Raw genomic sequence first — 24,967 nt, 5'->3', positions numbered from 1 at the left:
CGCCTGTGCCCGGCGCCGCAACCGCTCAGCGCCGCGCCAGGCGGCGGAACGGGTAGTAGTGCGCGCGCGTGCCCTGCTGGCCAAGCCAGGCGGGGGCGACCGACTCGAGTGCGGTCGGGGGGAGCCCGAAAGGAAGGGGCTCGCCGCTGGCGACGTTGTCCACCTTCATCGAGCGCACGTTGTCGCGGCTCATCAGCGGCTGCGGCGCAAGCTCCATCAAGCGGGCCTGGACCATGGCGAGGCCGTCGGGAAGCGCAATGACCGGGCGCGGCTTGTCGACAAGCGCAGAAACGTATTCGACGAGCTGACGCAGGGTATAGACCGTCGGTCCGGCGAGTTCGTAGGTCTGCCCTTCGGCTTCGGGGCGGGCAAGGCTCTGGCACACCGCCTCTGCGACATCCTCGACATACACTGGCTGGAAGCGCGTGCCCGCGCCGGCAAGCGGCAGCACCGGGAACACTGCGGCCAGCCCGGCGAAGAGATTGAGGAAGCTGTCGCCGCGGCCGAACACGACCGAGGGGCGCAGGATGGTCCATGCTACGTCCGGGCCGGCAGCGCGGATTGCCGTCTCTCCGGCGGCCTTGGAACGCTGGTACTCGGAGGGGCCGTCGGCAGCAGCGCCCAGTGCGCTGATATGGATCAGGCGGCGCACGCCAGCGTTGCGGCAGGCGGTGACGATCTTTTGTGGCAATTCGACGTGGTTGCGCGCGAAGTCGGGGCCGAAGGGCGTGCCCGGCCGCGAGTGCAGTACACCGACCAGGTTGACCACGGCGTCAGCGCCGGCAAGGAGGGCGTCGAGTGCTGCGGGGTCATGGACGTCGACCTCGACGACCTCCACGTTGGGCAGCAGCAGGACATGGCCGGCACGGCTGCGGCGTCGGGTCGGGATGATGACCTTGGCGTCTGCCGCGGACAGGCGGTTGGCAAGGGCGCTGCCGATGAAGCCGGCGCCGCCGATGAGGACGATGCGTCTTTGATTCATGGTTCCACTCGTCTGTGCTTGGACTGTTTATTCAGGCGCATGTCGGCAAGCTTACTCGTTGATCGTGCCGGGCGCGATCGTGCCGAGGCGCGCCTTGAGCGATTGTGGCCGTTTCTCAAGCATCGCGGAGTATATGACTGCGTTCGCGAGCACCTTCTTGACATAGTCCCGGGTCTCGTCGAAGGGAATCGTCTCGGTATAGATCGCGCCCTCGATCGGCATGCTGTCGCGCCAGCGCCGTGCCCGGCCGGGCCCGGCGTTGTAGCCTGCGCTCGCCAGCACGGGATGATCGTCGAGGCCTTCCATGATCAGGCGCATGTAGCTGGTGCCGAGCAATACGTTGGTGTTCGGGTCGGTGAGCAGCCGTGGATGGTAGTTCGCCATGCCGATGCGGTTCGCCACCCACTTGCCGGTGTCCGGCATGACCTGCATCAGCCCCTGGGCGCCTGCACTCGAGCGTGCCGGGATGACGAAGCGGCTCTCCTGGCGCATGATGCCGTAGACCCAGCCGAGGTCCAGGCCCTGGGCGCGCACCTGGGGTTCGATGAGATCGCGGTACGGGGTCAGGAAGCGCAGCTCGAAGTTGCTGTTCGGGTTGGCCAGTTCTGCGGTGTTGATGGTGCGGTCGTACAGTTCGTGGCGCAGTGCGAGATGCGCGGCGGCGACGCGGAAGGCTTCGTCGCGATTGCGCACGCCCCAAACCCACTCGCGCAACGCCTCGGTGCGCATGTCGAGCTGGTAGAGGGCGAGCGCACGCCTCAGGCTGGGGTCGCGCTCGGCCTCCTCGAGCTTGGCACGCGCCAGCGCTGCGGTCGCGGGGGGTGGCATGAAGGGCTGGCCGAATTCTTCGGCGGCGAGCATGCCATAGAAATGTGCCTCGCCAGCGATGCGCAGGTAGAGCGATTCGGCCTGGTCACGGTTGCCTGTGGCGGCGTGTGCCCTGCCCAGCCAGTAGATCCACTCCGGGGCTTCGCGTTCGGCTGCGGGCAGGGCCTCGATCGCACTGAGCACTGCGCGCCAGTCCTGGGCGCGCAGTGCAGCGCGCACTCGCCATGCGCGCTGCATCGGCGTGGTCTCGATGCTGCCGGCCGCGGCGTAGAGTGCAAGCGCGTCCGGGCGCCGCCCGATCGCCGCATGCATCGCCATCACCAGATGGACGTAGTTGCGCTCCTCCGCGCCCAGGCGGTCCTGGATGCGGAGCAGACGGACCTGGGCCGCTGCTGCATCCTCGCGCACGAGGCGTACCAGCGCGGCCAGGGCAAGTTCGCGCCCGGCGCGGGTGACGGCGAAGTTGGCAGGCAGGCGGTCCAGCCATTGCGAGGGCGAGCGGATGGCCTGGTCAAGATCCGCGCGCGCAGGCGCCACGCCCGCGGGCAGCAGCGCAAGGCTGGCGAGGGCGTCGTTCGGGCTGCGCGTATCGATCTGGCGGCGGATGCGCCACCAGACGCGATCTTCGCTGACGACGCCGCGCTCGACGGCGGCACGCATCGGCAGTTCGCAGGCCGCGGGCGCAGACTGCAGGGTGTCCCATTGCGCAGCAAGCTCGTGCAGGCCGCTGTCGTCGCCGGTGAAGAGGCGCGCGCTCCAGCCCGTGCAGCGCAGTTCGGCGTCCGGGTTCTGCAGCGCTGCATGCAGGCGTAGGGCGCCCGCCCAGTCGCCGTCGCGCGCCAGCCGGCGCAGCCAGTCGGCGCGAAGGCGCTCGGCGAGGTGGCTGCCGTCATGCTCGGCGATGAACGCGTTCAGCGCATCGGACGGCGGCGGCTCGCTGCGGGCGAGGCGGTTCACCAGCAGCCAGTAGCGCGGGTAGGGGTCGAGCACGTGCGTGTCGCGTATCGCAGCGAGGCGCTCGAGTCGTGCCTGATCCCCCTTGCGCAGCGCCTCGCGCGCGGCGACGATACGGTCCGCTCCGGTCTCGCCCGGTGACTGTGCGGACACGCTTCCGGGCAGCAGGAATGCTGCGCTGAACAATGTTGCCCAGAATGCTTTTCTCATGCTGTTGCCTGCTCCCATTTCAAGGCTGAACATACCACAGTGACGGATCATCCATTGGCCCCCGCAAGCGCGCTCGACGTCGACTCTGCTGCACAGCGCAAACGCCTGCGCGAGGCGGCATTGCGTGCCCGGCAGGCAATGCCGGAGGCGCAGCGCGCCTGCCTGACATTGCGCCTGGCGGCGCATCTCGATGGATTGATGGCGCTGCTCCAGCCCCGACGGCTTGGCTTTTGCTGGCCCTATCGCGCCGAGCCCGATCTGCGTCAGTGGGTGTGCGGCTGGCGCGTTGCCGCGCCCGGGCGTGTGGCCGCCTTGCCCGTGGTCTTGGAGCGCGATGCCGCGATGGTGTTCCGCGCATGGGAGCCGGACCAGCCGATGGTGCTGGACCGCCACGGCATCCCGCACCCGGCCGCGGGCGACAGCCTGATACCCGATGTCGTCCTCGTTCCGCTCAACGCCTTCGATGACTGCGGCTTCAGGCTGGGCTACGGCGGCGGCTACTTCGACCGCACCCTGGCTGGCATGGACACTGTTGCAGTCGGTGTCGGTTTCGAACTCGGGCGCGTACCGAGTACGCTGCCACAGCCCCACGACAAGCCTATGGAGTGGATCGTCACCGAGGCGGGGGCGGCCAGGGCGCTGCCCTGAGCCTTCCGCCGTGGGGGTCAGCCGGTGCTGGCCGACAGGAACATGCGATAAGCGGGATTGTCGCTCTCGGCGGCGTATTCGTAGCCGAGGCGCTGCAGGAAGTCGTCGAAGGCGGCCTTATCCTGCGGAGGTACCTGCATGCCGACCAGGACGCGGCCGAAGTCCGAGCCATGGTTGCGGTAGTGAAACAGGGAGATGTTCCAGTCCGAGCGCAGGTTGGAGAGGAAGTTCATCAGTGCGCCGGGGCGTTCGGGGAAGATGAAGCGGTAAACCACTTCGTTCTCGGCCTGTGGCGAGCGGCCGCCGACCATGTAGCGCACATGGGTCTTGGCGAGTTCGTCGTCGGTGAGATCGATGGCCGGCAGTTCGTGGCGTTCCAGCATCTCGACCAGGCGCGCGACCTCGTTGCGGTTGTGTACGGTGACGCCGACGAAGATGTGTGCCTGCTGCGGGTGGGCGTAACGGTAGTTGAACTCGGTGATGTTGCGGTTGCCGAGGACACTGATGAACTTCTTGAACGAGCCCGGCTTCTCCGGAATCGTCACGGCGAGCACGGCTTCGCGCTGTTCGCCGAGTTCGGCGCGTTCAGCCACGAAACGCAGACGATCGAAGTTCATGTTGGCGCCTGAGGCTACGGCGACCAGGCTCTTGTCGCGCAGCTTGTGGCGGCGGGCGTATTCCTTTGCGCCTGCGACCGCGAGTGCGCCGGCCGGCTCGAGGATCGAGCGGGTGTCCTCGAACACGTCCTTGATCGCGGCACAGATGGCGTCGTTATCGACCACGATCATTTCGTCCACATATTGCTGGCACAGGCGGAAGTTTTCGGCGCCGACCTCCTTCACTGCGGCGCCGTCGGCGAAGATGCCGACCTGTTCCAGGGTGACGCGCTTGCCCGCCGCCAGCGATTGGGTCATCGCGTCGGCGCCTACCGCCTCGACGCCGATGATCTTCGTCTCCGGGCGCAGGCGCTTGATGTAGGCCGCCACGCCGGCGATCAAGCCGCCGCCGCCGACACAGCAGAATACCGCGTGGATCGGCTTTGAATGCGCGCGCAGGATCTCCAGGCCCACCGTGCCCTGGCCGGCGATCACGTCGGGGTCGTCAAAGGGGTGGACGAAGGTGAGCTTTTCGCTCTTCTCGAGTTCGAGCGCATGCGCATAGGCGTCGGAATAGGACTCGCCGGCGAGCACCACTTCGCCGCCACGCGCCTTGACCGCATCGATCTTGATCGCCGGCGTGGTGCTCGGCATCACGATCACGGCACGCACGCCAAGCTTCGCCGCCGAAAGCGCCACGCCCTGCGCATGGTTGCCGGCGGAGGCACAGATCACGCCGCGCTTGAGGGCCTGGGGCGAGAGCTTGGCCATCTTGTTGTAGGCGCCGCGGATCTTGAAGCTGAACACGGGCTGCATGTCCTCGCGCTTGAGGAAGATGCGGTTATGGGTGCGTGCCGACAGGTTTGCAGCAAGGTCAAGCGGGGTCTCGACGGCGACGTCGTACACCTGCGCGTTGAGGATGCGTTCCAGGTAATCCGAGGGGGTGGTCATGGGCGGCCGAAATCCTGCTGCAAAGCGAACGAGGGTATCAGCCGCGGCGGCTGGCTCGCAAGGGGCGGCAGCGTTCAGCGCAGCAGGTCGCGAAGGCCGCGGCGTAGTGTGTCCTGCACGCCCTCGGGTACGCGCTCGCGGATACGCTCATCGATGCGCTCGGCCGCGCGTTCGCGCAAGCTGTCCGCCACCAGCGATTCGATGTCGAGTGCGAACCTGGGCTCGGCAAACGGGCCGCTGATGCGGATGGGGATGGTGAGTCCGCGCAGGCTGGCGAGTTCGTCACCGCCTTGTCCGGCCAGGGTTGCGACGGCGCTGGCGCGCAGCCGGTAGTCGATGGTCTCGTTGATCAGGCTGGCGCTGCCGGCGCCGGTGAGTCTGAGCAGGGGCGCGCGCAGCGCGAGGTCGTCATTGCGGACCTGGCCGTTGGCGATGCGAAGTGTCGCGCTCAGATCCGTGAAGTCGGTCTCGTTTCGCCCGCTCGGAGAGGGCGCTGCCGTTCCACGTATGCGGGCGGACGCCTCGCGCATCATCTGGGCGATGTTGATGCCCTTCAGCGCGCCATCGACGATGCGCAGGTCCACCTGGCCGGTGATGCTGCGGCGCAGGCTGTCGGTGCTGTCGGCGTTGCCCTGCAGGCGGGCCTGCACCGTGGCGCGGCCTGCGATGCGTGCTTCCGTGCCGCTGAAGTCGCGCAGGAAGGGGGCGAGCTGAATGTCCTCGAGACGCTCATCGAGCGTGAGCCGAAGCGGGCTGCGGCGCGCATCGATGCCGACCTTGCCGCTGTAGCGTCCGCCGTAGAGCGAGGCCGACAGTGGGGCGAGCCTGAGCTGTCCGTCCTCGGCCTGCAGGACGAGGTCGACCTCGCTCAGCTGCAGGCCGTGCGCGCGCAGGCGGCCGACACGCAGGCGACCGTCGGCAGCGAGCGTGACGAGCGCGCTGGGGTTGCGCGCTGCCGCGGTTGCGGCGCCCGCCGGGGCGGGCGCGACCTGTGCGCCGGCGGGCAGGTAGGCGTCCAGGTCGAGGTTGTCGATGTCGAGATCGAACTGAATTGCGGGGCGCGTGGGCTCGGTGACGGCAACGCGGCCTTCGATCCGGGTGTCGTCGACGATGGCATGCAGCCGTTCGAACACGATCGAGTCGGCGTCTGCGCGCAGCGCCGCTTCGATCTGCCCCCGGGGCCGAATGCCGTCGCTACGGCCGAAGCGCACCGACAGGTCCGATAGCTCGACCACCTCGTCCTGGATGCTGATGCGGACACGCGAGTCGATTGCGATGTCCATGGTCGCGCTCATCCCGCTGCTGCCCAGCGTGAAGCTGGATTGCAGCGGGAAGGGGGCTCCCGGCCTGATCTCGCTTGCCTGAAGCTGGAGTTTGGTGAGTTGCAGCTGGGTGTTGTCGCGGAGATCGGTCCACGACACGCTCGCCCCCTGGATGTCGATGCCCCCAATCGCGAGTGCGAGTGCGCCGGCCGTCGTCGCGGTGTCGCCCCGGGGCGCTGCGGCTGGCGCGCTCCCCGCAGTGTCCGCGTCCGCCGTCGACCAGTTCGTACGCCCGTCGGCCGCACGCACCAACTTGAGGGCGAGGCCGTCGATGGCGATGCGGTCGATGTCGAGTTCGCCGCGCAGCAGCGGCAACAGGCGTGCGCGGGCCTGCAGCCTGGCAATGCGGGCAAAGGGGGCGTCGCCGAAACCTGGCGCATCGGCAAGGACGGCATCCCTTGCCTCGATGCCCAGCCATGGATAGAACGAGAGATTCAGCGTGCCATCGATCTGCAGCGACCGACCGGTGTGGCGCATGAACTCGGCGGTGATGCGCTCGCGGTGGTCGTTGGCGTCGAAGCGCAGTGCGATCCAGGCTGCAAGTGCAGCGACGAGCGCGATGAGGATGCCGATCGTGATCAGCAGATAGCGTATCGGCGTTCTCATCGCGCCGCCTGCATCAGTCTTCCGGCGGCGTCATCGCCCGCGTCTGGCGTTCGATGAAGTCCTGGGTCGAATCGATGCCACGCAATTGCAGGATGGTCGAGCGCACCGCCGCCTCGAGCAGAACGGCCAGGTTACGGCCGGCCGCAACCGGCAGCACGACGCGTGCAATTGCAACGCCCAGGATGTCCTGGACCTCTTGCTGCAAGGGCAGGCGGCTGGGATCGCCGGGGCCCGGCTGGCGGCGCTCGAGGTGGCAGATCAGGCGCAGGCGCATCTTCCGGCGGCACGCCGTTTCACCGAAGATGGTGCGGATGTTGAGAATGCCCAGGCCGCGCACTTCGATGAAGTCCTGCAGCATCTCGGGGCTGCGCCCCTCGAGTACGGTGGGAGCGATGCGCGACAGTTCGACGACGTCATCGGCCACCAGGCCGTGACCGCGGGAAATGAGCTCCAGCGCGAGCTCCGATTTGCCTGCACCCGAGTCGCCGGTGATCAGTACGCCCAGTCCGAGCACATCCATGAACACGCCGTGCAGCGAGGTCTTCTCCGCCAGCTCGCGCGACAGGTAGAGCCGCAACTGGTCGATCACGCTTGCCGATGGGTGGGCTGCGCTGAACAGTGCGACGTCGTGTGCCACGCAAACCCCATGCACGATATTGGGAACTTCGCAGCCGTCGGCGACGATCAGGGCTGGCGGGTGCGCGGAGCAGATCTCGTTGAGGTGGTGAGCAACCTTGTCGTTTGACTGGCGGCGCGCCCATTCGAGCTCCGCCGCGCCCATGACCTGCAGCCGTGTGGGGTGGATGAGGTTGAGGTGGCCGACGAGATCGGCCGGCCACATGCGGTCCTCGGCGACCGCGAGGCTCGCGCCGAGGTTGCCGCTGATGTGGTTCAGCTGCAGGTTGTCGCGATGCGCCTCATACAGCCGCGCGACGCTGGTCTGCCGCATCGGCGCCCCAGTTCATGAACATCTGGTGGATATGGTCCGCATCCGGCGCGGCTTGCAGCGCTTCGCGGAAGCCGCGGTCGCTGAACATCTGAGCCAGCTCGGAGAGCAGTTGCAGGTGGGTCTCGTTGGCTTGCTCGGGGACCAGCAGCACGAACAACATGTTCACCGGGCGGCCATCGGGCGAGTCGAACTGCACCGGGCTCGCAAGGCGCAGGAACGCACCTGCCGCCTCCTTGAGACCCTTGATGCGCCCGTGCGGAATCGCAATGCCCTGGCCGAGGCCAGTGGAGCCGAGGCGCTCCCTCGCGAACAGGCTGTCGAACACGGTGCTGCGCCCGATGCCCTGATTGTTTTCGAACAGCAGGCCCGCCTGCTCGAAGACGCGCTTCTTGCTGCTCGCGTCGAGGTCGACCACCACATTGGACAGTGGCAGGAGTTGGGATATCAGGCTCATTCGCTGGAGGGTTCGCGCAATATCGCAGGCATTCCGGTCGCAGGGTGCGACCGGCCGTCCCGGGGCATGCTGGCGCCGCGTCTTGGAAACGGGCGCATTATAACCATACCCCGGACGTGGGGCTGAAACGAAAGCGTCAGGCTTCGGGGGCCTGGTGCTTGATCGTCTCGTGGTTGTGGTCGGCCAGTTTCTGCTTGTACTTCTGCACCTGGCGGTCGAGCTTGTCGGTCATCGCGTCGATGGCCGCGTACAGGTCGGCATCATCGCTTTCGACGAAGATGTCCTTGCCGCGCACGTGCAGGGTGACCTCGGCCTTCTGCTTGAGCTTCTCGACCGAGAGGATCACCGCGACACTGGTGACGTTGTCGAAGTGACGGATGACGCGATCAAGCTTGGAGGTGACGTAGTCGCGAATGGCCGGAGTGACTTCGACGTGGCGCCCGGTGATGTTGAGATTCATGTTGACTCCTGTTTTTGTCAGATGGATTTGCGCAGGCTGACCGGCGGGATATTGAGGGATTCGCGATACTTGGCGATCGTGCGCCGTGCGACCACGATACCCTGCTGGCCAAGGACTTCGGCAATCTTGGCGTCGGACAGCGGTTTCTTGCTGTCCTCGGCGTCGACCAGTTGGCGAATCAGCGCGCGAATCGCCGTGGACGAGGCCGCTCCACCGGTGTCGGTGGCGACGTGACTACCGAAGAAATACTTGAGTTCGAACACCCCGCGCGGACTCGCCATGTACTTCTGCGTGGTCACGCGCGACACGGTGGACTCGTGCAGCTCGAGTTGGTCCGCGATCTCCCGGAGGGTGAGTGGTCGCATTGCCACCTCCCCATGATCGAAGAACTGCCTCTGCTGGTCAACGATGGCCTGGGACACCCGGAGGATGGTGTCGAAGCGCTGCTGCACGTTCTTGATCAGCCAGCGTGCCTCCTGCAACTGTCCGCTCAGGCCGCCACCCTGGCCGCGGTTCTGCTGCAGCAGGCTGGCATACAGGCGGTTGATGCGCAGACGCGGCATTGCCTCCTGGTTCAGGCTGACCGTCCACCGCCCGCGCAGCTTGCGTACGACCACATCCGGCAGTACGTAGCGCGTCTCGGCGTTCGAGTAACGCGAGCCGGGGTGGGGGTCGAGGCTGCAGATCAGGGCATGGGCGGCGCGCAGGGCTTCGTCGTCGCAGCCGGTCAGCTTCTTGAGCTTGACGAAGTTGCGCTCGGCGAGCAGCTCGAGGTGCTTGTCGACGATCTCGAGCGCGAGCGTGCGCGTCGCCGAAGCCGGCAGGGTACGGAGCTGCAGCGACAGGCATTCGCTGGGGCTGCGCGCGCCGATGCCTGCGGGCTCGAGGTTCTGTACGTGGCGCAGCGCGATGTTCAGGTCATCGACATCGACGTCGGCGTCGTCCGGAAGCAGTTCGAGGAGCTCATCGAGCGGCTGGTGAAGGTAGCCGTCGTCATCCAAGGCTTCGATGATGAAGCGCACGAGGGCGCGGTCGCGGTCTGACAGCGGCGACAGCGACACCTGCTGGTCGAGATGGTCACGCAGGGAGACGCCAGCCGCCTGCAGTTCCTGGTAATCGACGTCGTCGTCGTCCTCGCTGCGGCTCGATGCGCCGCTGCCGACATTGGACCAGTCCATGCCTTCGTCGGCGCTGCCATGGTCGGCATGGTCGCCGGCCTCGCTGTCCGCAGCGCTGGCTGGCGCCTCGGGGGTGTTTGCCTGTTGCTGTCTGGCCTCGTGCTCGGGGGGGCTGCCCGGTGGTAGCGGTGGTACGAACTCGACACCGTCGCCGTCGCTGCGCTCGAGCATCGGGTTCTCGAGCAGGAAGCGCTCGATCTCCTGGTTCAGCTCGATGGTCGACAGCTGCAGCAGCTTGATCGACTGCTGCAGCTGCGGCGTCAGGGTAAGGTGCTGGGAGAGCTTGAGCTGGAGGCTTGGTTTCATCGCTGTCGACGCGCGCGCGGATTCACAGGCGGAAATGCTCGCCCAGGTAAACCTGGCGCACCCTTTCGTTGTCGATGATCTCGGCCGGTTCGCCGCTTGCCAGTACCCGGCCCTCGCTGATGATGTACGCACGATCGCAGATGCCGAGCGTCTCGCGCACGTTGTGGTCCGTGATCAGCACGCCGATGCCGCGCTCCTTGAGGAAGCGGATGATCTTCTGGATGTCGATGACCGCGATCGGGTCGACCCCTGCGAAGGGTTCGTCGAGGAGGATCAGGCGCGGGTCGGTTGCAAGTGCGCGCGCGATCTCGCAACGTCGGCGCTCGCCGCCGGAGAGTGAGACGGCGGTGTTGTCGCGCAGGTGGTTGATGCCAAGCTCGAGCAGCAGTTCGTCGAGCCGGGTCTTCACCTGGTGCGCATCGAGCCCCTGGAGCTCGAGCACGGCACGGATGTTTTCGGCCACGGTGAGCTTGCGGAAGACGCTCATCTCCTGCGGCAGGTAGGACAGGCCCAGACGCGCACGGGCGTGGATCGGCAGGTGGGTGAGGTCGGTGCCGTCGAGGTTGATCTGGCCGCCGTCGGCACGGACCAAGCCTACGATCATGTAGAAACAGGTGGTCTTGCCGGCGCCGTTGGGGCCGAGCAGGCCGACGACCTCGCCCGAACCGACCTCGAAGCCGACGTCGTGGACCACGGTGCGCGCCTTGTAGCGCTTTTGCAGGCTGGAGACCTTAAGCAGACTCATCGCGGGGTTCTTTCAGCAGCTTGCGGATCAGTTCGGGTGCAAAGCCGCGGGTTTGCAGGAAACGGGCCTGGCGCGCCCATTCGCGCGCATCCGCCGGGGCCGCCTGGAAGCGGCTGCGCAGCACTGCGCGGGCACGCTCCAGTTCCGATTCTACGCACTCCGTGGCGAGTGTTGCCTCGATCAGTTCACGGTCGATCCCGCGCCGCGTCAGCTCGCTGCGCAGGCGGCTGCCGCCGAAGCGGTTGGCACGGGTGCGCACGTAGGCTTCGGCGTAGCGGCTGTCGGACTGCAGGCCGAGCTCGCCCATGCGCTCGATCACTGCCTGCACCTCGTCGGCCTCGCCGTGGGCGGCCAGCTTGCGCGCCAGCTCCGCGCGCGAGTGGTCGCGGCGGGCAAGATGGCGAAGCGCGCGTTCGCGCAGGCTGGGGGCGCCCATGGTGTCCTGGCTAGGCTCAGCTTTCCGTGGCCGTTGCCGGTGCCGCTGGCGGCAGTTCGGGCAGGCCGACGGCGACGCGGACCTTGTTTTCGATTTCGCGCGCAAGCGTCGGATTCGCACGCAGGAATTCGCGTGAGTTGTCCTTGCCCTGGCCGATCTTGTCGCCCTGGTAGGCATACCAGGCGCCGGACTTGTCGACGATCTTGTGTGTCACGCCCAGATCGATGATCTCGCCCTCGCGCGAGATGCCTTCGCCGTAGAGGATGTCGAAGTGGGCTTCCTTGAAGGGGGGCGAGACCTTGTTCTTGACGACCTTGACTCGGGTTTCGGAGCCGACCACCTCGTCGCCCTTCTTGATCGTGCCGGTGCGGCGGATGTCCATGCGCACGGAGGCATAGAACTTGAGTGCATTGCCGCCCGTGGTGGTCTCCGGGCTACCGAACATGACGCCGATCTTCATGCGGATCTGGTTGATGAAGATCACCAGCGTGTTGGTGCGCTTGATGTTGGCGGTGAGCTTGCGTAGCGCTTGCGACATCAGGCGCGCCTGCAGGCCGGGGAGCTGGTCGCCCATCTCGCCCTCGATCTCGGCCTTGGGGGTGAGCGCGGCGACCGAGTCGACGACGACCACGTCCACGCCGCCGGAGCGCACCAGCATGTCGGCGATCTCGAGCGCCTGCTCGCCGGTGTCGGGCTGCGAGATAAGCAGGTCCTGGATATTGACGCCAAGCTTCTCCGCGTAGCCGACGTCGAGCGCGTGCTCGGCGTCAATGAAGGCTGCCGTGCCGCCCAGCTTCTGCATCTCGGCGATCACCTGCAGGGTCAGCGTGGTCTTGCCCGAGGATTCCGGGCCGTAGATCTCGACGACCCGGCCGCGCGGCAGGCCACCGAGGCCGAGCGCGATGTCGAGGCCGAGCGAGCCGGTGGAGACGGTCTGGATGTCACGTTCGACGTTGCCGTCGCCCATGCGCATGATCGACCCTTTGCCGAACTGCTTTTCGATCTGGGAGAGCGCGGCGGCGAGGGCCTTGGCCTTGTTGTCGTCCATGGAGGTGCGTCCTGTGTGATTGGCGGATTATGGCACAAAGATTGCAGGCATGCGGACGGCCGCGCCTGATGCCGCTAGTTTAAGACGTGTATGGAAATACAGCAAACGGCGGAGTTGCTGAAGCGGACGGGGCAGGCTCGCGTCAGTGCGTCAGTGCAAGTACGCCCTGCAGTGCGCGGATCACGGTCTGTCTGCGCACGGCGCGACGATCGCCGGCGAATTGCAGGGTCAGGGCGCTTTGCTCGCCGGCGCGCAAGGCCCAGCCGATGCACACCGTGCCCACGGGCTTGGCCGGGCTGCCGCCGCTGGGGCCGGCAATGCCGGATACGGCGACGGCGACCGTGGCGATGCTGCGATCAAGTGCCCCGGCGGCCATCTCGCGAACGGTGGCCTCGCTGACCGCACCTTGGGTTGCGAGGGTGTGGGCGGATACGCCCAGCATGTCGATCTTGGCTTCGTTGGAGTAGGTGACGAAGCCGCGGTCGAACCAGGCCGAGCTGCCGCCGATCGCGGTAACGGCCTCTGCGATCCAGCCGCCGGTGCAGGACTCGGCGGTCGCCAACCGCCATCCGCGTGCGCCGAGCGCCTGGCCGACCTGTTGGGCGAGGGTGTCGAGTTCGGTGTCGGTCATGGCTTTACGCGCCGACGATGGCAACCAGGATGGCGAGTGCGAGCAGGGTATAGCCGGCCGCGACCAGGTCGTCGAACATCACCCCGAAGCCGCCCTTGAAACTGCGATCGGCCCAGCGTACGGGGGGCGGCTTGACGATGTCGAAGAAGCGGAACAAGGCCACCGCGACCGCCTGCCAGAGCAGGGTTGGCGGCGTGAAGGCCAGCACCAGCCAGGTGGCGACCATTTCGTCCCACACGATACCGCCGTGGTCGGGCACGCCGAGTGCGCGCCCCGTGCGCTCGGCGGCCAGTACGCCGGCGATGAACAGGGCTGCGAGCAGGGCAAGGAAGACGAACTCGGACAGTGGGACGCGGATCAGCGGGTAAAGCGCCCATGCGAGCAGCGTGCCCATGGTTCCCGGCGCCCAGGGCGACAGGCCGGAGCCGAAACCCAGCGAAATGAAGTGGGCGGGGTGGCTCATCATCAGGCGAAGAGTGGGGCGCATCTCGTGATCCGATCTGTGTTGTTCGACGCGTGCCTGCGTACCAGGAGGGATTGATTCGGGCGAAATGGTTCGCAGTGCATCAGGCAAAGTGATCGTAGCCGTTGGGCGCGAGGGGGGCCAGCGTGCCGTCGGCTTCGCGCATGTGGATGCTGCCGCTATCAGCGGTGAGGCTGCCGATGCGGTGCACGGGCAACTCGAGCTTTGTGGCGAGCGCCCGTACGGTGTCACGTCGCGCAGCGGGGGCGCAGAAAAGCAGTTCGTAGTCGTCGCCCCCTGCGAGCAGGCAGTGTCTGCACAAGACCGGGTCGGCGCCGGTTGCAAGCAGGCGGGCGAGCGGCAGCGCCGCGGTTTCGATCAGCGCACCGGTGTGCGAGCGTTCCAGAATGTGGCGAAGATCGCCGAGCAGGCCGTCGGAGACGTCCAGCATGGCACTGGCCACGCCGCGCAGCGCGCGGCCGAGGGCGAGCCGGGGTTGTGGGCGTTGCAGTGCGGCGATGCAGGCGCGCCGGCCGTCGGCGTCGAGCCTGGTCCGCCCTTGCAGGGCGGCGAGCCCGAGTGCAGCCAGGCCGGGCTGGCCCGATACCCACAGGTCGTCACCGGCGCGACCGCCGTCGCGGGTGACGGCCTCGCCGGCGGCCGTCTCGCCAATGATGGTTACCGACAGCGTGAGCGGCCCGCGTGTGGTGTCGCCACCGGCGAGGTCCACGCCATGCGCATCGGCACAGGCGAAGAAGCCGCGCGCGAAAGCCTCGATCCAGGCTTCGTCGGCAGCTGGCAGGGACAGCGCAAGGAAGGCCCAGCGCGGTTCCGCGCCCATCGCTGCGATGTCGGAGACGTTCACCGCCAGGGTCTTCCAGCCGAGATCTTCGGGGTCGGTGTCGGCGAAAAAATGGGTGCCCGACACGAGCATGTCGGTCGATACGGCGAGCTGCATGCCTGTGCGCGGCTGCAGCAAGGCGGCATCATCGCCGACGGCGAGCGCGGTGTGCCGTGTGGCGCGAGTGAAGTGACGCTGAATGAGGTCGAATTCGGAAGGCATGACGCGAAGTGAGGCGGCTGCCCGCATGCGGGCGGGCGCCAAGCTTAGCGCACAAGTGCGCTGCGCGCGCCGTTGCCGGGCTCAGCGTGCGCGCAGACCCAGGCGCGCCTTCAGACTGTCCCAGTCCACCGCGTCGAGCGTGTTCTTGACCAGCAGGCCGAGGTCGGTGTCGCCTTCCATGCGCAGGCGGCGGCTGAAGAACAGCGTGTCGGGATCTTCCTCGCGCAGTGCGAGCGCGATGAAGTCGCGCGTGGTGGCGGAGATCACCAGGTCCGGCTTGCGTCCCGCAGCTGGAACAGCGCGGCGGAAGCCGCGCTCGCCGAGGCCGAAATCGAGCGTGAGTCCGGCATCGAGCACGCGCATCTGCAGGTGGCGTCCGCCGAGCGGTGCCAGCGTGTCGCGCGGCAGGATGCGGCCGAGCGCGAGGTTGAGCGCTGCGATCAGGGCATGCGTCGGCGGCTGCTGCGGCAGGCGCGAGATCAGCCTGGCCAGTGCCGTTGGCACCGTGAAGTCCGGAATGCGGAAGTCTGCCAGGCTTTGGGCAATGCGCTGGCGCAGGCTGCCGGGCAGGAGTTCGGCAGGCAGGGGCGGGCGCGGCAGGGTGGGCAGGGCGGGCATGTGTGTACTCCGGGGAGGCGGGTGTGCTGGCTCAGGCCGCGACGTATTGTTCGGCACCGGCGCGGCCGTGCCAGAAGCCGTTGCAGGGCGCCTCGATCATCAGTGCGCGGCTTGCCGCGAGGGCTTCGGCGGGCGAACTCTGGGCATCGATGGTGGTGCGGAACAGTTCGACGATGGCGCGCGTGTTGGCGCCCTGTGGGCTGATGCGCAGGACTTCGGCGTTGCCACGTACCGCGGCGAGGTCGCCGAGCAGGTTATGCACCCGTGCCGACTGGGTCTGCACGCCGTTCAGGGTCAGGAAGGGTTCGCCTTCGCGGGTGCGCAGCGTGATGCCGTCCATGATCGACAGACAGCGGAACTCGCAGGTGTCCTTCTGCAGGTTGAAGTGGCGGGCGGTGAAGCAGCGCGCCGAATGCGCGAGCGGCAGGCGGCCGTAGGCGAAGACCTCGGTTTCGATCGGGGCTGCGAGCGCTTCGCGCACCTCGGCAAGCGCGGCACCCGACATCTCCGGGGCGACGGCCCAGCGCGTGGCGCCCGAGTCGATCATCAGCTGCAGCGTGTTCGGGTTGAAGATGTTCAGTGTGGGGCCAGCGACCCAGTCGGTGATGCCGGCCTCGGCGAGCAGTCGCACCGCGCCCATGTCGTTGGCCTCGACGCGGAAGCCGGTCTCGCCCTCGCTGTGCTGGCGCACGATGCGGCGCAGTACCTTGAGGTCGGATTCGGATTCGATCAGGCCCTGGGTGCTGATGACCACTTCCTTGCCGGCCGCGGCGAGCACCTTGCCGACCTCGAGCCAGTCGTCGAGGCGCAGTTCGTGGCGGCGCGAGCACACCGTCTCGCCCAGGTAGACGCTGTCGATCGGTGCTTCGACCATGTCGGCGTAGAAGTCGAGCACGCTCTGGTGCGGCCAGTAATAGAGCAGGGGGCCGAGGGCGAGTTTCATCGGGCGGGTCTCAGTTCGTTCGGGTGATGCGGTGCGAGGCGGCATGCGCGACGCTCACTTCCACGGGCGGTAGTAGGCGCCCAGCGTATGGCTCTGGCCTTCGGAGACCTTGTTGAGCTCGGCCATCCACGCCGGCAGCACTGCGAAGCCTTCGGTGCCGCCGGCCTTGAGCTTGTCGAGCGCGGCGCGCCACACCTTGGTGACCTGGGCGACATAGGCTGGACTGCGCTGGCGGCCTTCGATCTTGATCGCACGGATGCCGATGCGAGCGAGCTCGGGCAGCAGTTCGAGCGTGTTGAGGCTGGTCGGCTCCTCGAGCGCGTAGTAGGTCTCGTCGTTGACCTCGAAGCGGCCCTTGCACAGGGTCGGGTAGCCGGCGCGCTCACCGTCGGCGAAACGGTCGATGAGGATGCCGTTGAGGCGCGTCTCCATGCCGCGCGGCGTGTCTTCCCAGCGTACGTGCTTGCCCGGCGAGCAGGCGCCATTGCAGTTGGGTGACTCGCCGGTGGCGTAGGCCGACAGCGCACAGCGGCCCTCGACCATCACGCACAGGCCGCCGAAGCCGAAAACCTCGATCTCGACCGGTGTGTTGGCGACCACGCTCTCGACCTGGGCCATGGACAGCACGCGAGGCAGCACCGCGCGCTGGATGCCGAAGCGCTCATGGTAGTAGTTGATCGCTTCGTAGCTGGTGGCCGAGCCCTGCACCGACAGGTGCAGGCGCAACTGCGGATGCGTTCTGGCGGCGTAGGCCATCAGGCCAGGGTCGGCGAGGATCAGGGCATCGAGACCGAACTCCGCGGCGCGGTCGATGGCCTGCGTCCAGCTCGGCCAGTTGCCGGTCTGCGGATAGGTGTTGAGCGCGAGCAGCACCTTCTTGCCACGGGCGTGGGCGTAGGCGATGCCTTCGCGCATCTGCGGCGGGTCGAAGTTGAGGCCGGTGAAGTTGCGCGCGTTGGTGGCGTCCTTGAAGCCGAGATAGACGCAGTCTGCGCCGTGGTCGACGGCGGTTTTCAGGGCGGGGAGGCTGCCGGCTGGGCAGACGAGCTCGATCGTATTGGGTGCGGACATTGGCGGCCGGGCGGGCAGGGAAGAACCCGGGCACCATAGTGCGTGGTCGCGGAGGTGGCTTTGACGAGTGTCAAACGCCCGTTGTGCAGCATCGTGCGGTGCGCAAAAAAACCTTATGATTCGGGCCAATGACATTCGGCCGCGATGGCGTCTGCACAAAGTGGTGCAGGCGCGCATCGGTGTGCTCAACGCAATGGAGCGTGCGTGGATCTTGCAACACTGATCGGGCTGCTGGGCTCGCTGGGCATTGTCGTGTCGGCCATCGTGCTCGGTGCGTCGGCGATGATCTTCCTCAATGGACCATCCTTGCTCATCGTTGTCGGCGGCAGCCTGTTCGTCGTACTCAGCAAGTTCACGCTGCAGCAGTTCCTCGGCGCGTTCAAGGTGGCGGCGAAGGCGTTCAAGTTCCGCCTGCCCGACACCGAGGAGGTCATCAAGGAGGTGATGGAGGTCGCGCAGGTGGCGCGCAAGGAGGGCATGCTGGCGCTCGAGAGCCGGCCCTCTTCCATCCCTTTCTTCCAGCAGGGCATCCAGCTCATGATCGACGGCCAGGCACCCGAGACGGTGCGCGAGATCCTGCAGAAGGAGCGCCTTCTCACGCTCGAGCGCCATCGCTGGGGGGCAAAGGTGTTCAGCGCCATGGGTGACGTCGGCCCGGCGATGGGCATGATCGGGACCCTCATCGGCCTGGTGCAGATGCTGTCGAACATGGAAGACCCGAAGTCGATCGGCCCGGCGATGGCGGTGGCGCTGCTGACCACGCTGTATGGCGCGATGATGGCAACGATGATCTTCCTGCCCATGGCGGACAAGCTCAACCTGCGCATGACCGAGGAGGCACGCCTCAACGCGATGCTCATCGATGCGATCTCGGCGATCCAGAACGGCACCAATCCGCGCGTGATCGAGACCCTGCTCACGAGCTACCTGCCGCCCGCCAAGCGCAAGTCCGAAGGCGGCTGAGGGCGCGCACATGGACATGCCCGAGGAGGAGAAGGCCGGCATCCCCGCCTGGGTGATGACATTTGCCGACCTGATGTCGCTGCTCATGTGCTTTTTCGTGCTCCTGCTCTCGTTTGCCGAGATGGATGCGATGAAGTTCAAGCAGATCGCCGGCGAGCTCACCAAGGCCTTCGGTGTGCAGCGCGATGTGCCGGCGATCGAGTCGCCGATGGGGACGACGCCGATCTTCGACAAGTTCTCGCCGGGGCCGCCCAAGCCCACCCCGATAGATACCGTGCGGCAGGAGACCTCCAAGGAGGATCCCAAGCTCAAGACCTACACCTCCAACGCGAGCAACGAGGCGATGGTGCGCGAGGTGTCCGAGCGCCAGGTCAGCAAGAGTGCCGACGAGTTGCGCAAGACGCTCGAGAAGGAGCTCGGCCAGGGCACGCTCCAGCTCGACGAGGAGAGGAAGCGCATCGTCATCCGTATCGAGGAGCGCGGCGCCTTTCCGTCCGGCTCGGCTGACCTCGCGCCGGCATTTGCCGACGTGGCGCGCAGGATCGGCGAGTCGCTGGCCGATATCCCGGGGGAGATCGCGATCGAGGGGCATACCGACGACATCCCGATCAGCACTGCGCGTTTCCGCTCCAACTGGGATCTGTCGGCAGCGCGCGCCTCATCAGTGGCGAACGCGCTGCTCGCGACCAGCACCGTCGCGCCGGGACGGCTGCGTGTGCATGGCTTTGCCGAGACGCGTCCGCGGGTCGAGAACACGTCGGCAGCCCTACGCGCGCAGAACCGGCGGGTCGAGATCGTGATCGACATGTCCGGGCCGATCGAGGTGCTGGAGAACCGGGCGCGCCAGCTGATCGGTGGCGGCCATTCCGAGTTGCTGCCCTTCATGGGCTGGCAGGCGGAATAGCCCTATCGCCCTCCGAGGCCGGGCTCAGCGCCGCAGGGCCTGAGTCAGACGGGTGAACTCGGCGCCAAAGTGGCGAATCATGTGCTTGAATTCCGCATGGCGGTTGGCGTCGAGCACGGGGTCGGCGTCGCCGCCGTCGGCCCAGATCACGCCAACCGGACGATCACCGAGGTGGATGGCGCCAAGCAGGAAGCCCGCCGGTCGCACATGTGCGCGCAGGACCTCGGGGAGTTGGCGGCGACCGGCCGCGAGCCGTGTGCGGTCGATGCAGGTAGATCCCGCCGCGTGGCGGAACAGGCGTGCGAGCAGGTTGTCGTCACCCGCAGGCACCCAGAGGGCTTTCGCATTGTCCTCGGGGGCAAAACCGTAGGCGAAGTAGCAGCTCAGGCGGTCTGCGGCAGAGGCTTTCAGGAACAGCAGGCAGCGCGCAAGGCCAAGGCCTTGCTCGAGCGTGTGCGCCGTGTCGGCAAAGAACGCGCGCAGGTCGCGATAGCGGCCGTGCTGGCAGTTCTGCATGAAGGCCTCGATGATCTCGGTGACAGGCTCGCCGCCGATGCCGCCATGGGCCTTGGGCTGCGTCGCCTTGGGTGCTGCGCTTGAAGGCTCGTCCGCCTGTGTCTCGCCTTCTAGCCTCGTTGTCACCAGTCGGGTGCGGTCGTCGCCGGCGTGTTGTGAGCGAGCATGCCATCCGTCAGTGTGCGCGTCGCTGTCAGCCGGTCGCGCGGCCGCTCGGCTTGCGGGCATCGGCGCGCCGGGGCTGCGCGGTGGCGGTGGCGGCCAGAAAAAGCGCTCGCATGCGACCGGGCGATGGTCGATGAACGCAGCGGCATGGCTGATGCTTACTGCGACGCGACGCGTGCTTGCGACGATTTCGTCGAGTGGCAGGTTCGTCATCGCCGACGCAGCGTGCAGCAGTGTCGCGGTGTGGCCACCATACCAGTTGTCATGTGTCGCCCAGGCGATTAGGTGGGCAAGGACGGCATCCGCGCCGCGCTGGTGCAGATAGCGGGCGAGTGCGATCGGCAGCTCGGGGGCCATGCCCCCTTGCCAGGCGTAGCGGCCCGCGTGCGCAAGCATGGTGCCCGCCCTGTCCATGATCGTCGTCAGCGCCGGACTCGCCGGCAGGCCAAGATCCTGCAGGTGGGCGGCGTTCAGTTCGACGGGGGAGCAGCCCAGCAGTGCCTCCTCCACTCGCGCACGCCGCTCGCCGGCCGCGGCGCGCGCCTCGATCTCCTGGTGCAGTTCGGGGGCGGCGAGGGGGAGCTTCCAGCGCGCCACGCCGAGCAAAAGCGTCAGCCATTCGAGATACTCGGCATGCTCGCCGCCGTGGTGGTGCGCCCAGTCGGCCTGCAGGACACGGCCGAACTGGCTGGTTGCCATCGCCCGTACCGCCTCGTGCCGGGCAGCGGCGCTTGCATTCAGGCCCTGGTCGGCACACCGTCTGGCCAGGGCCTGGACCTTGTCGACGCCAAGCATGTTGAGCGCATGCTGAAGGCCTTGCACCTCGCCGTCGATGCGCGGTTCGCGGGCGGCGAGCAAGATGACCTCGAGCGCAAGCGGGATGTCGCCGTGCAGCATGGTGCGCAGCGTGTCCATGCCGATCCCGGGGTCGAGCAGGGTCTCGAGCGCCTGTGCTGTCGACAGCACAGGCATGCGCACGGCAGCCAGCTCGCGCCGCCAGTAGTCCAGCCCCTTGGCCGTGCCATTCATGACTGCCGCCCCCTTGGCCTGGCCTCAGGACGCGCTGGCCGTGGGGTCAACGCGCGGTGTGGTAGGTGCCTGCGGCGGCGCGATGACCACCGACCTGCGGCCTGTGGTGCGTCTTGGGTCCGATCAGGCCGCCGACCAGCATGCCGAGCGCGCTTGCCGCCAGGCCGTAGAGCTGGGGCTCGACGTCGCCCTCGGTGACGAAGATCTCCAGCAGCAGCCAGGTCGACAGGCCGAGGATGATGGCCAGCGCCGCCCCCAGGTTGTTGGCGCGCTTCCAGAACAGGCCGGCGGCCAGGGGCACGAAAGCGCCGGCCAGCGTCACGCGATAGGCGCTCTCGACCATGTGGTGGATGGTGGCCTCTGTGGTGGTGGCGTACCAGGTCACGAGGACGGTGAACACCACCACGGTGACCCGCGTGCTGAACAGGAAGGCGCGGTCGCTCATGCCCGGGATGAAGCCGCGCAGCACGTTCTCGGAGAAGGTCACCGAGGGCGCGAGCAGGGTGCCCGAGGCGGTGCTCATGATCACCGACAGCAGGGCGCCGAAGAAGATCACCTGGGCGAAGAAGGGCATGTGCTGGAGGATCAGCGTGGGCAGGATGAGCTGCGAGTCCTGCTCCATCAGGCGCTCGACCATGCCGGGGTCGATGATGTTGGCGGTATAGGCGAGGAACAGCGGCACCGCAGCAAAGAAGAAGTAGCTCACCCCCCCCAGTGTGGTCCCCCATACGGCGACGCGCTCGTTCTTTGACGAGTTGACACGCTGGAAGACGTCCTGCTGCGGGATCGAGCCCAGCGCCATGGTGGCGAAGGCGGCGAACCAGGCGATCATGTCGATGAGGTCGAGCGAAGGCAGCCACTCGAACTTGCCCTCGGCCGCGGCCTTGGCGATGACGAGTTCGAAGCCGCCAGCCTTGTCGCCGGCAAGCCAGGTGACCCATACCAGGCCGATCACGATCACGATCATCTGCACGAAGGTGGTCAGTGCCACCGACCACATGCCGCCGAACAAGGTATAGACCAGCACGACGGCGGCGCCGATCAGCATGCCCTCGTTCATGCTCACGACGTCGTTCGACAATACATTGAACACCAGTCCGAGCGCGGTGATCTGCGCCGCTACCCAGCCAAGGTAGGACAGCACGATGCAGATCGACAGCACGAGCTCGGTCGTGCGGTTGTAGCGCATGCGGAAGAAGTCGCCCAGCGTGAGCAGGTTCATGCGGTAGAGCGGGCGGGCGAAGATGAGGCCGAACAGGACCAGGCAGGCTGCTGCGCCCAGTGGGTCGGAGATCAGCCCGCGGAAGCCTTCGTCCAGGAAGGTGGCCGAGATGCCGAGCACGGTCTCGGCGCCGAACCAGGTTGCGAACACCATCGCCAGCACGATGTACATCGGCAGGTTGCGACCCGCAGTGATGTAGTCGCGCGCATTGTGTACCCGGGTGGCGGCATACAGTCCGATGCCGATGGAAATGACCAGATAGGCGACGACAAGCCAGAGCAGCATCAGGGAGCCCTTCGTTGAGGCGCACGCACGCGCACGGTTGGAAAAACAGGCGCGAGTTTAGCAACAGGAGGCGTTGCGATGGGGGGCGAATGTGGTCGATCCGTGCGCGAACACGCCTGCTTCATTGCAGATCTGCAACGCTGTCGGCGAGCCGTGTCCGTTTCGCCGCGAACGCACGCAGCGTGGTCACGATGGTGGTGATCGCCTGCTCCAGCGTCTCTTCGTCGATGATCAGCGGTGGTGCCAGGCGCAGCACGTTGCCGTTGGTGTCGCGAGTGGCGATGGCGTGTGCGAGCAGGCGCTCGGCAATGGCGCCGGCGTCGGCGAAGTTCGGCTCGAAGGCGACCCCGACCAGCAGGCCCCGGCCACGGATCGCGCGCACGCCGGGCAGGTCCGCGGCGCGCAGGGACTGGACCAGGTGTGTGCCGAGCCGCTCGGCGCGCTCCCAGGGCCGGAGCTGTTCGAGCAGCGCCAGCACTTCGGTGCCTACGGCCGCTGCCAATGGGTTGCCGCCGAAGGTCGAGCCATGGTCGCCGGGGCCGAACACGTCCATGAGCGCGCGATCGGCAAGGAAGGCCGATACCGGCAGCAGTCCGCCGCCCAGGGCCTTGCCCAGGATGAGTCCGTCGGCACGCACGCCCTCGTGGTCGCAGGCGAGCAGGCGCCCGGTACGGCCGAGGCCGGTCTGCACCTCGTCGGCGATCAGCAACACCTTGTGCCGGCGGCAGATCTCGGCGCATCGGGACAGGTAGCCAGCCGGCGGCACCACGATGCCGCCCTCGCCCTGGATCGGCTCGACCAGAAAGGCAGCAGTGTCGGGGGTGATTGCCGCTTCGAGGGCGTCGGCGTCGCCGAAGGGGATGCGCTCGAGCCCCGGCGGGAAGGGGCCGAAGCCAGCGCGATAGTGCGCATTGGAGGAGAGTCCGACGATGGCGATGGAGCGGCCATGGAAGTTGCCATCGCAGGCGATGATGCGGGCCTTTCCGGGGGCGATGCCCTTGACCTGGTAGCCCCATTTGCGTGCCGCCTTCAAGGCCGTCTCCACGGCTTCCAGGCCGGTATTGACGGGCAGGGCGCGCTCATAGCCGAAGGTCGCGCACAGGCGCTCGAGGAAGACCGGCAGACGGTCGCTGGAGAAGGCGCGCGAGGTCAGCGCCAGGCGCTGGGCCTGCTCGGTCAGGGCCTGGACCAGGCGCGGGTGGCTGTGGCCGAAGCTCACTGCCGAGTAGGCGCTCATCATGTCAAGGTAACGCCGGCCGTCGGTGTCCCACAGCCAGACGCCCTCGCCACGCTGGAACACGGCGGGGAGCGGGGCGTAATTGGCGGCGCCGTAGCGGCGTTCCTTCTCGCGCAGCCAGGCGGTCGATGGGCCGAGCGCAGCAGCGGCAAGCTCGCGTACCCAGCGCAGGCCGCTGCCGTCGGCATCCAGTTCGGGACGGTATTCGACGATCTCCAGCGCGATGAAGTCGGCGCAGGCGCGCAGACTGAACAGGCAGTCGGTGAGCGCACGGGGTGCCAGGCCGCCGGGCTCGGGGCAGCTCACCGCCGGGAAATGGCCCGGATCGAGGGCGTCGAGGTCGAGGCTGACGCCGAAGCCCGCCTGTTCGTCTGCGCGCACGATGCTCAGTGCATCGCAGAACACGGCCGCCAGACCGCGCTGCGCAATCTCCTCTATGTCGAAGATGCGCACGCCCAGACGCCTGAGCAGGTCGCGCTCCTCGGCCTCCCAGGCGCGTGCGCCGAGCACGCAGGTGCGCGCGGGATCCAGCGTCGGCCCGGGGATGTCGCACAGTTGCGGGTGGCCGACCCCCAGCAGCGCAGCCAGAGGCATGCCGTGGATGTTGCCGGAGTGGGTGCTGGTGTCGGTGTGGCTGTCGAGGTGGGCGTCGATCCACAGCAGCCCGGGGGAGCGTCCGCAGCGTCGGCCTACGCCTCGCCAGGTGCCTGCGGCGATTGCATGGTCACCACCGAGCACGAGCGGGAAGCTGCCGGGTGGCACTGCTGCCACATGGTCGGCGAGGCGACGGGCAAAACGGCCATTGTCGTCGAGGCGCCGGGCCATGTCGGCGACTTCCGTGTTCTCGGCAGTGCTTGCCGGATCGGCTCCTGTCTGAGCTGCCGCCTGTGCAGGTACGCCGGCAGCGAGGGGGCGCAGGGTCTCGAGCCAGTCGACGCCGAGTCCGATTGCGTGCAGATGGGCGCAAAGGCCACCGCTTTGCAGACTGTCGGGGCTGGCCGCCGTACCTGGGGCAGGGGCGCCGAGCGCGCTCGCGGCGCCGATCACCCGGATTATCGAGTGAGGTACGTGCGGCGCCATGCCATCCATGCGTGTCGTCGTCATTACGGCACCTCCATGCATCCTGGTCGCGCCCGCACGCGGCGGGCCGAATCATGTGTGCATGAGTTGGATGCGGGGGCGCC

23 protein-coding genes are annotated in these 24,967 nt (G+C 67.3%); 3 read left to right on the top strand and 20 right to left on the bottom strand.

Annotation, left to right across the window (positions count from 1 at the left end; genetic code table 11):
- Window positions 1-25: 25 nt before the first annotated feature.
- Together P7F68_RS05915 and P7F68_RS05910 are read right to left on the bottom strand one after the other, a co-directional pair.
- On the bottom strand, window positions 26-982 hold the full coding sequence (locus P7F68_RS05915; protein WP_002931527.1) for a complex I NDUFA9 subunit family protein: 957 nt from the start codon (window positions 980-982) through the stop codon (window positions 26-28).
- Between the two features lie 51 nt (window positions 983-1,033).
- A complete protein-coding gene (locus P7F68_RS05910) occupies window positions 1,034-2,974 on the bottom strand; it encodes a lytic transglycosylase domain-containing protein (protein ID WP_277831476.1) in 1,941 nt (646 codons plus the stop codon).
- Between the two features lie 54 nt (window positions 2,975-3,028).
- Here P7F68_RS05910 and P7F68_RS05905 point away from each other — a divergent pair, with 54 nt between their 5' ends.
- Window positions 3,029-3,622 carry a 5-formyltetrahydrofolate cyclo-ligase gene (locus P7F68_RS05905; protein ID WP_277831474.1) on the top strand — a complete coding sequence of 198 codons (594 nt, stop codon included), beginning with the start codon at window positions 3,029-3,031 and terminating at the stop codon, window positions 3,620-3,622.
- A gap of 17 nt (window positions 3,623-3,639) precedes the next feature.
- Here the strand turns inward: P7F68_RS05905 and ilvA are convergent, their stop codons facing one another.
- The 15 genes from ilvA to ubiU all read right to left on the bottom strand — a co-directional run bounded on the left by ilvA (window position 3,640) and on the right by ubiU (window position 17,462).
- Window positions 3,640-5,169, bottom strand: coding sequence for a threonine ammonia-lyase, biosynthetic (gene ilvA, locus P7F68_RS05900; RefSeq protein ID WP_002931530.1), 1,530 nt, complete (start codon window positions 5,167-5,169; stop codon window positions 3,640-3,642).
- Window positions 5,170-5,243: 74 nt separating this feature from the next.
- Window positions 5,244-7,097, bottom strand: coding sequence for an AsmA family protein (locus P7F68_RS05895; RefSeq protein ID WP_277831472.1), 1,854 nt, complete (start codon window positions 7,095-7,097; stop codon window positions 5,244-5,246).
- A 13-nt stretch (window positions 7,098-7,110) separates the two neighbouring features.
- The gene (gene hprK / locus P7F68_RS05890; RefSeq protein WP_002933626.1) at window positions 7,111-8,046 is read right to left on the bottom strand and encodes an HPr(Ser) kinase/phosphatase; all 936 of its coding nucleotides are present in this window, start codon (window positions 8,044-8,046) and stop codon (window positions 7,111-7,113) included.
- Complete coding sequence (ptsN, locus tag P7F68_RS05885; RefSeq protein ID WP_002933632.1) at window positions 8,015-8,500, bottom strand: PTS IIA-like nitrogen regulatory protein PtsN; 486 nt, start codon at window positions 8,498-8,500, stop codon at window positions 8,015-8,017. Before ptsN ends, hprK begins: the two co-directional genes overlap by 32 nt.
- A gap of 136 nt (window positions 8,501-8,636) precedes the next feature.
- Window positions 8,637-8,960 carry a ribosome hibernation-promoting factor, HPF/YfiA family gene (gene hpf / locus P7F68_RS05880; protein ID WP_002933639.1) on the bottom strand — a complete coding sequence of 108 codons (324 nt, stop codon included), beginning with the start codon at window positions 8,958-8,960 and terminating at the stop codon, window positions 8,637-8,639.
- Window positions 8,961-8,977: 17 nt separating this feature from the next.
- Window positions 8,978-10,444: an RNA polymerase factor sigma-54 gene (locus P7F68_RS05875; protein ID WP_277831465.1), complete on the bottom strand. Its 1,467-nt coding sequence runs from the start codon at window positions 10,442-10,444 to the stop codon at window positions 8,978-8,980.
- A gap of 22 nt (window positions 10,445-10,466) precedes the next feature.
- Entirely contained in the window at window positions 10,467-11,189 is a 723-nt protein-coding gene (gene lptB / locus P7F68_RS05870) for an LPS export ABC transporter ATP-binding protein (RefSeq protein WP_277831463.1), read from the bottom strand.
- Entirely contained in the window at window positions 11,176-11,625 is a 450-nt protein-coding gene (gene recX, locus P7F68_RS05865) for a recombination regulator RecX (RefSeq protein WP_002939817.1), read from the bottom strand. The genes lptB and recX overlap by 14 nt, the downstream gene beginning before the upstream one ends.
- A 16-nt stretch (window positions 11,626-11,641) precedes the next feature.
- Window positions 11,642-12,673 carry a recombinase RecA gene (recA, locus tag P7F68_RS05860; protein ID WP_002939814.1) on the bottom strand — a complete coding sequence of 344 codons (1,032 nt, stop codon included), beginning with the start codon at window positions 12,671-12,673 and terminating at the stop codon, window positions 11,642-11,644.
- A 142-nt stretch (window positions 12,674-12,815) separates the two neighbouring features.
- Complete coding sequence (gene pncC / locus P7F68_RS05855) at window positions 12,816-13,304, bottom strand: nicotinamide-nucleotide amidase (RefSeq protein WP_277831459.1); 489 nt, start codon at window positions 13,302-13,304, stop codon at window positions 12,816-12,818.
- A 4-nt stretch (window positions 13,305-13,308) separates the two neighbouring features.
- Complete coding sequence (locus tag P7F68_RS05850) at window positions 13,309-13,791, bottom strand: phosphatidylglycerophosphatase A family protein (RefSeq protein ID WP_198291786.1); 483 nt, start codon at window positions 13,789-13,791, stop codon at window positions 13,309-13,311.
- Window positions 13,792-13,870: 79 nt separating this feature from the next.
- On the bottom strand, window positions 13,871-14,830 hold the full coding sequence (gene thiL, locus P7F68_RS05845; RefSeq protein WP_198291785.1) for a thiamine-phosphate kinase: 960 nt from the start codon (window positions 14,828-14,830) through the stop codon (window positions 13,871-13,873).
- A gap of 81 nt (window positions 14,831-14,911) precedes the next feature.
- Window positions 14,912-15,448, bottom strand: a complete 537-nt coding sequence (gene ubiT / locus P7F68_RS05840; RefSeq protein WP_002939806.1) for a ubiquinone anaerobic biosynthesis accessory factor UbiT — start codon at window positions 15,446-15,448, stop codon at window positions 14,912-14,914.
- A 31-nt stretch (window positions 15,449-15,479) separates the two neighbouring features.
- The gene (locus P7F68_RS05835; protein WP_002939802.1) at window positions 15,480-16,391 is read right to left on the bottom strand and encodes a U32 family peptidase; all 912 of its coding nucleotides are present in this window, start codon (window positions 16,389-16,391) and stop codon (window positions 15,480-15,482) included.
- A gap of 54 nt (window positions 16,392-16,445) precedes the next feature.
- The gene (gene ubiU / locus P7F68_RS05830; protein WP_277831455.1) at window positions 16,446-17,462 is read right to left on the bottom strand and encodes a ubiquinone anaerobic biosynthesis protein UbiU; all 1,017 of its coding nucleotides are present in this window, start codon (window positions 17,460-17,462) and stop codon (window positions 16,446-16,448) included.
- Between the two features lie 204 nt (window positions 17,463-17,666).
- Here ubiU and pomA point away from each other — a divergent pair, with 204 nt between their 5' ends.
- Together pomA and P7F68_RS05820 are read left to right on the top strand one after the other, a co-directional pair.
- Complete coding sequence (gene pomA, locus P7F68_RS05825; RefSeq protein ID WP_002931341.1) at window positions 17,667-18,425, top strand: flagellar motor protein PomA; 759 nt, start codon at window positions 17,667-17,669, stop codon at window positions 18,423-18,425.
- A gap of 10 nt (window positions 18,426-18,435) precedes the next feature.
- Window positions 18,436-19,329, top strand: a complete 894-nt coding sequence (locus P7F68_RS05820) for a flagellar motor protein MotB (RefSeq protein ID WP_277831453.1) — start codon at window positions 18,436-18,438, stop codon at window positions 19,327-19,329.
- Window positions 19,330-19,353: 24 nt separating this feature from the next.
- Here P7F68_RS05820 and P7F68_RS05815 read toward each other — a convergent pair whose 3' ends face one another.
- From P7F68_RS05815 to rocD, 3 genes are all read right to left on the bottom strand, one after another.
- Window positions 19,354-21,039 carry a hypothetical protein gene (locus P7F68_RS05815; RefSeq protein ID WP_277831451.1) on the bottom strand — a complete coding sequence of 562 codons (1,686 nt, stop codon included), beginning with the start codon at window positions 21,037-21,039 and terminating at the stop codon, window positions 19,354-19,356.
- 46 nt (window positions 21,040-21,085) lie between these two features.
- Entirely contained in the window at window positions 21,086-22,546 is a 1,461-nt protein-coding gene (locus P7F68_RS05810) for a high affinity choline transporter 1 (RefSeq protein ID WP_002939799.1), read from the bottom strand.
- Between the two features lie 121 nt (window positions 22,547-22,667).
- Window positions 22,668-24,887: an ornithine--oxo-acid transaminase gene (rocD, locus tag P7F68_RS05805; RefSeq protein ID WP_277831448.1), complete on the bottom strand. Its 2,220-nt coding sequence runs from the start codon at window positions 24,885-24,887 to the stop codon at window positions 22,668-22,670.
- Window positions 24,888-24,967: the final 80 nt, after the last annotated feature.

This window comes from Thauera mechernichensis (assembly GCF_029588855.1).
Classification (GTDB): domain Bacteria; phylum Pseudomonadota; class Gammaproteobacteria; order Burkholderiales; family Rhodocyclaceae; genus Thauera; species Thauera mechernichensis.
Note: the sequence above shows the minus strand (reverse complement) of the source record. Positions and strands in the feature narration are given on the sequence as shown.